This is a genomic window from Candidatus Neomarinimicrobiota bacterium (genome assembly GCA_030743815.1).
In the GTDB taxonomy this organism is placed as follows: Bacteria; Fidelibacterota; Marinisomatia; order Marinisomatales; family S15-B10; genus UBA2146.
Window position 1 is genome coordinate 22978 of the sequence record JASLRT010000074.1, and the last position, 6304, is coordinate 29281.

The window sequence follows — 6304 nt, forward strand, 5'->3', positions numbered from 1 at the left end:
TATTTATAGAACGATTTTGTCTCTTAAGTCTTCGAGTTCATCAGAAGAGATGGTGAGTGTCTCATCTTCTATCTCGTTAAGTTTCTCCGGATTCCAGATTTCGATTTTGTTTACCACGCCGATTATCATGACATCCTTTTCAATGCCGGCAAATTCGCGCAGTACGGGGGAAACCTGAATGCGCCCCTGTTTATCCATAGTGACGGGAGTGGCGTATCGTACTGTCGAACGAATAAACGAGCGGTAAATCTTGGAAGCAGATGAAAGTTGCCGTAGTCCTGTCTCGACCTTTTGCCATTCGGTTAGAGGATAAGCGATGATACACGTATCCATCCCTTTCGTTAGTACGAACGTTCCTTCGTTGTCGCCTGAAAGGGAGGTGCGAAATCGGGCCGGAACATTTACTCTCCCCTTGGCATCAAGGGAATAAGCATATTCACCTGTGAATGTGTTGAGTGATACCATTCTAGTAAAGAACGTATGGGAAAGTAACCCACTCCTACCCACAAGGTTAAATCAATAACCCACAAATGTCAAGGAAAAATTCTCACATTTTTTGAGAATTTATCTTTTGTGGATTATTTTAGTGTAGAGCGGACTATCTGGGGATGTAGCTGATAATGGTCAATTGACCCGTTCCTACCCGATAGGAAACTTCTGTGGGATTGGGGAGAGAGTCGAGACCAATTGGTGCATCATTGAGATTGAGTTGAACTTCACTGCTCTTTTCGATACGGATGCTGACGAAGGATTCGAACTTCAAAACGAACTCATCTCCGGGAGAAACTGTCCCGGACGCCGGTTCCGATCCGTCTATGATATACTCGTACCAGATGGGGGATAAGGTACTTAGAGTAAGAGAGAAGGGTGCCGGCAGCAACAACTCGTCCACGCGGCGATTTTGGCTGTAGTTGGCCAGCAGGAATCTGTCCGTAATTCTCTCTTCGGCAGATTCCGCTTGCTCTATTACCGTAGTTTTTTCTTCCGCGGGAGCAGGTACATCTGTCACAATGCTTCGGATGATGTAGACGGCGAAGACGACTACTATCAGCAGTGCGACTAATTTGCCGATGGGTGCCTGCATCTGGAAAGGAGTGCGCCCTTTTAGTTCATGATCTTCTTCCATCTCGTCTTCATCATTCATTGCCGGGACAGTTTCTTCCACTGTTAGTGATGCCTCTTGGGGCGATCCCTCACCTGTGTTTGCGAGATGTATTTCAAGCTGGTTCAGTATTTCGTCTTTATCCGCGCCGATTTCAACGGCATAAGCTCTTAAGAAAAGTCGCACGTAGACTGTTGGCAGGAAGGAGAAATCGCCTTGCTCCATAGCTTCGAGGTACTGGATATTGATTTTTGTTCGATTGGCTACTTCGGAAAGCTCGATGTCTTGCTTTTGGCGCAACTCTCTCAGCTCTGTATAAAATGATATCACCTGTTATTTTCCTTATAATCTCGAGGAGAAAGTTTAGCCGTAATCCTCTTGCTTTGCAAACCAATTGTAGCGTGACTGAACTGAGTTTCGCTTGAGAGTCGTGATTGTGAAGTTCGTTTTGATTCCTGTTTCCACTTATTCAAGACTTTACCAATGTTCTCATAAGGCGAAGGAATTGGTACTGAACCGCTTCTGAATCTTTGCTGTTCTCAATAGTTGGGCAAATTTTGAGATGGGGAATCCCACCACGTTGTTGTAACAACCGTTAATCTTTTCCACAAAGCAGGCTGACCAGTCTTGGATGCCGTAAGCGCCGGCTTTGTCGAGCGGAGTAGCGCTGCGGATGTAGTAGTCAATCATCTCATTGGTGAGTGGTAAAAAAGTGACATCGGTCTTTTCGTAGAAGGTATATTTTTCCTCTCTGGATTTCTTCACGATGGCTACACCTGTAAATACAGTATGTCTGTTGCCAGATAAAGCTCTCAGCATTTCTTTCGCTTCTGCCTCGTGGGCCGGTTTCCCCATAACAGTATCCCCGAGGACGACTACGGTATCCGCGCCGATGACCACCCTGTCCGGGAAATGCTGGGCCACCTCCCGCGCCTTCTCAAGGGCAAGCTGCTGGACGAGTTCAGCCGGATCGGCGGCATTGGTGTGACACTCTTGAACCGAACTGGGGATAACCTCGAAAGGGACATCCAGCTTTTGCAGTAGTGCTTTGCGGCGGGGAGAGCCAGAAGCGAGAATGAACTGTGACTTCATGCGTTCGGACGCCATTTCAGCGGTACTTCGCTATCTTTCCTATATGTTTTGCTTTTTTTCCGCCATCCACCGGTACCGCCGTAATCTGGTAGAGATAGGCTCCATTAGCGATATCACCCTCAAAATCATCTCTACCGTTCCAGTCGATGTGTGTGTAGCCGTAGTAGCTCTCCATCGGCTCTATCACCTTAACCAGCACGCCTGACAGTGTAAATATCTTGATAGTGACTTCAGCCTCCCTGTTTACCTCGAAGCCGAACTGCGTCTTGTCGCTGAAGGGGTTGGGGTAGTTAAAGACATTGGTGAGACGCAGTTCCTCGTCTGCTGTGATGTGGAACGAGATGGACTTTTGGTTGGGGTTGTTTGCGTTATCCCACGCCTCCACCGTAATGTGAGACTCACCTTTGGGAAGATCTGACAGGGAGAGGTCGAGGCTACCACTGGTGTAACTTCCCGCATCATAGACAAATCGATCGGTAATGTTTTTAGCGCTGTTTTCGTCGTCATTGAACCAGGCGCGAACGGTGTGACCGACTTCTTCCGTAACATTGATGCCGAGTGGATCGGAGAGGATGACAGTCAGTTGGCCACTTTCTGCAATATGATCACCCCATTCAACACCCCTTTCACCGTACGCGAAGGAGATAAGGGGACCGTCAGAATCGACGGGATTTGACGTTCCGCCGGTGAGGATAAGTCCCTCCTTCATACCGAGTCCCTGCCAGAGATCATCGCCAGCACTGCCGTGAAGAAATACAGTCAGCTGTCCATCCGTTGTGGCGTAGTTGATATCTTTGGGAAGGATGAATTCGCCCTGGAACAGTCCGCCTGTGTAAGGCAGGAGACCGCGAAAAAGGGTGCGGCCCAGAAGTGAGTAGGTCATCTCTTCCGTATATTCTTCGTGCTCATAGATGCGCGAAACAGTACGGTCGGCATCATAGATGATGACGTATCCTTCTCCTTGAGTGGGAGCATCAGCCATGACGGATCCCGAGTAACTGCCGGTCTCCAACGCCACAAGGGTATCGGGAGAAACATCGGTCACCGTTACAGTATCTGACGGTAGTGCGATTGTCAGTCCCGGATCTCCGAACAGGTGAAACATTTCACTGCCAGTGGAGCCGTCCTTGATGGAGCTGTATATGGCTCCCAGCGTCAGGTCGTCCACACTTTGTTCCGGGAAGAAGCTGGCGAAAAGATTGAGGATAAAGTTTCTGTTGGCGGAGAAGGTGATGAGGCCATTTGTACTGATGATGGCGATACCGCCGTTCTCCGCGTCCCGCATAATATCTTCCGACATGGCACTGCCTTCCACGCGGTCGTACTTTCCCCAGCTGCAGGTGGCGGCAACCCAGACGGGGAGCTTCGCACCTGTGTTAATAGATGAAAGGTCTCCCCGCGCCGATGAAAGCAGTCCTTCCTGTGCCCACTGATAGGCCGAGCCGTGACCAATATAGTTTAAGAGTGCTGTCCCTTGCTCCAGCAGATCAAACAGCGCCTCCGAGGCGCCCGGCTTGGTGACGCCGTATTGTGAACCGTCGTTTACCGCCGGAAATTCCTCCATATAGATCTTGCGCGTCTCCAGCGTTTTTGGGATCATGGCGGCTACTTCCTCACTGTTCTTAGTATGCGTCAACTCAATTGAGCCAAAACTCGGGCGGGCAAAATCGTCTGCAATGAGGGTTATTCGCCGCCGCCAGAGACCGATATCAGGGTTGTTTTCGTAAGCAATTGTCTTATCTACCATATTTTCGGCATCGGCTAGCGAAACCGCCGGGAATCGTCCAATAGCCATCTCAGGAACCTTGCCGTCAAGATAGGTAAAACGATCATCTGATGAAGTAGTAAACGTCTGCCCGGACTGAAATGTCGGTACCATATTGTGTGAATTTTGCGAAAGGTTGCGATAGTCGTAGTCGCCGTCACCCAGAAGAAGGACGTAGCTGGGAAATGATCCGTCCGCCGGATTGCGCCAGTTATCCTTAGTCCATTTCAGAAAGTAGCGGATGGCGAGGGGGTCTTGAGTCCCCCCAGAGAATTCGTCATAGATCGCCTTCAGCGGCGCCACAATTGAGTTTTGGCGATAGCTCCTAAGTTTTTCCGCTGCCGCCGCGAATTCCTCTGGAGCGATAATAATATGATCAACAGGGTATATCTCTGTCCGCAGGGTGGTGAACAATTGGTTCTCCATATAAGTGATATCGGTGATCTCCTGAATCTCCTTGTCGTTGAAGACTATGAATCGTTCCTGTTCATTCTGAGAAAGCAGTTTTTCGAAAAAGCCGGTATTGCCGCTGAGGACGATGGTTTCTTCAATGGGCGTAGTGAAGTCCGACACATCCCAAACATTCACGTCTGAGTTGACCTGCGCCACAGCAAACCTGGCGACACTCACATTTGACGGTGCCCAAAATTCGAACGGTAAACCTTCCCACACCAGCTCCTGTCCGTACTTCACCGTTGTCCAGTCGAGGAAAATCTTGGATGCAGGGTCACTGGAGGCGTTCTCATAGACGATGTAGTTGTTGGGGCCGTCACGCAGGAGGGATCCCTTAAGAGTGGTTGAAAAATCACGAAGTGACAGTCCCGACCACGATTTCGTAGCCAGCAGCGTATCCTGCTGCATACCTCTCTGGTAGATTTTGACAAAATGGACAGGGTATTCCTCTGAATCGCTGGAGGTGCCGCCAAAGAGTGACAGATCGATGGTGGCTTCGATATCCTGTTTCGGGTGGTGTAGAGTCAATACCGCAGCCACTGTCTGGCCGGTAGGGACGCCGGCTCCCACCCATAGAAGTCCTGACTCAAACGGATTTTCAATATCCTCTTCATCGTGTCGGTAGGCTAGACCGTAATCCAGCGAGACTGGATTCTCCGCTTCCACATCTTCCACGGTAACCCGTTTTCCCTCCAGATCGGGATCGTCGGGAATGTTAAGCCAGTAGGTGTTGTCGTTGGCGTATGGATTCTGCGTATAGATGACATCGTTGTCTTCGGAAATGTCGAAGCCCGCCGGCCCTCGTCCGTAGAGAACAATTTCGTCCCCCTCGTGGAAAACGCCGTCTGACGCACCTTTCACTTTGAAACCGACCTCTATCAGATTCTCCGGTACAGCTGCACCGATCTCATGCGACATGGGTCGGCCTCCCTTCGGATTGGTGAACATGCGTAGAGCAAAGGGATCGAGAGTCGCGATATCAATGCCGGCAGATTGAAGAGTAGCGGCTGTGATTCTATACATGCCGTCCTCGGGTACTGGAAAGCGGTACCACTGGCCGCTCACTGATTTCTGTCTTGCCGATTTCCTCATTTGAAGCGGGCGCTGCAGCCATCCCTTCGCTTCAGACCAGTTGACGATGGAGTGAGCATAGAGGAGTGCTTCGGCATGTCCTGTTCTCAGTGGCACTGAGCGCGCTTGCGGGAAATAGACCGTCACAACCGCCTTCGTCACCAGATGAAGATCATCGCCTCTGTAGATCAGCGGAGTGAACTTCAGAATGCCAACGTTGAGATCGCGGTAGCGGTCGAGTCTTTCCCAACGTAGAGTCTGATCTGCGGGCTCGAACGTGAAAGGGTGGCGGGGTGATTCGCTGAAAGGCCGCGACTCTATGGAAGTGACTACAATCCTCGGCAGAGATTTTTCGGGCAGTCCAATCCTCCAGCGCAACTCCTCTAGGTAATAGGACTCGCCCGGAGCGGGATTCTCTATTGAGAGCGTCAGGTTCGCCGTGCTGCTTTCAAGAACAGTCCACGATTGCCCGGCGAGAAAAGTAATCAGCGCGAGTGACAGGGGAACGACACGTAGAATTCTCGAAGGACGGCTATATTCTATTGGTGATGAAAGCTCAAAGATGAGTAATGCTCCGTTTGAATGGATTTGAAATTTCGCACCGAGGCCCGTAATTTCCAACGGCATCTTCGACGAGCCAACACCTCTATTGTTTAACCTAATCGCCACTGGAGAGGCAGCCTGGATAGTATGACAACGAACGGAACACCGAAGGATCTGGAAATGATTAAGGTGGTATACGCTGCCTTCGCGGAAAAAGTTGCCGCCGGTCGGACGCTGTTGGGTCGGCCCCTCACCTATACAGAAAAGATACTGCTGGG

The 6304-nt window shown here is 50.4% G+C and carries 4 protein-coding genes; all 4 read right to left on the reverse strand.

The annotated features are described in order from the left end of the window. Nucleotides 1–3 precede the first annotated feature (3 nt). The 4 genes from mraZ to porU all read right to left on the reverse strand — a co-directional run bounded on the left by mraZ (nt 4) and on the right by porU (nt 6152). On the reverse strand, nt 4–465 hold the full coding sequence (gene mraZ, locus QF669_06220; protein MDP6457028.1) for a division/cell wall cluster transcriptional repressor MraZ: 462 nt from the start codon (nt 463–465) through the stop codon (nt 4–6). Nucleotides 466–598: 133 nt separating this feature from the next. Beyond that, nucleotides 599–1432 (reverse strand): helix-turn-helix transcriptional regulator, encoded by an 834-nt coding sequence (locus QF669_06225; protein MDP6457029.1) that lies wholly within the window; start codon nt 1430–1432, stop codon nt 599–601. Nucleotides 1433–1591: 159 nt separating this feature from the next. Beyond that, nucleotides 1592–2194 carry a Maf family protein gene (locus tag QF669_06230; protein MDP6457030.1) on the reverse strand — a complete coding sequence of 201 codons (603 nt, stop codon included), beginning with the start codon at nt 2192–2194 and terminating at the stop codon, nt 1592–1594. Nucleotides 2195–2210: 16 nt separating this feature from the next. Continuing rightward, a complete protein-coding gene (gene porU / locus QF669_06235; GenBank protein ID MDP6457031.1) occupies nt 2211–6152 on the reverse strand; it encodes a type IX secretion system sortase PorU in 3942 nt (1313 codons plus the stop codon). Between the last annotated feature and the right edge of the window lie 152 nt (nt 6153–6304).

Excerpts from the sequence above, each read along its gene's own strand:
- mraZ (MDP6457028.1), bottom strand. The coding sequence starts at position 465 with ATGGTATCACTCAACACATTCACAGGTGAATATGCTTATTCCCTTGAT.
- QF669_06230 (MDP6457030.1), bottom strand. The coding sequence starts at position 2,194 with ATGAAGTCACAGTTCATTCTCGCTTCTGGCTCTCCCCGCCGCAAAGCA.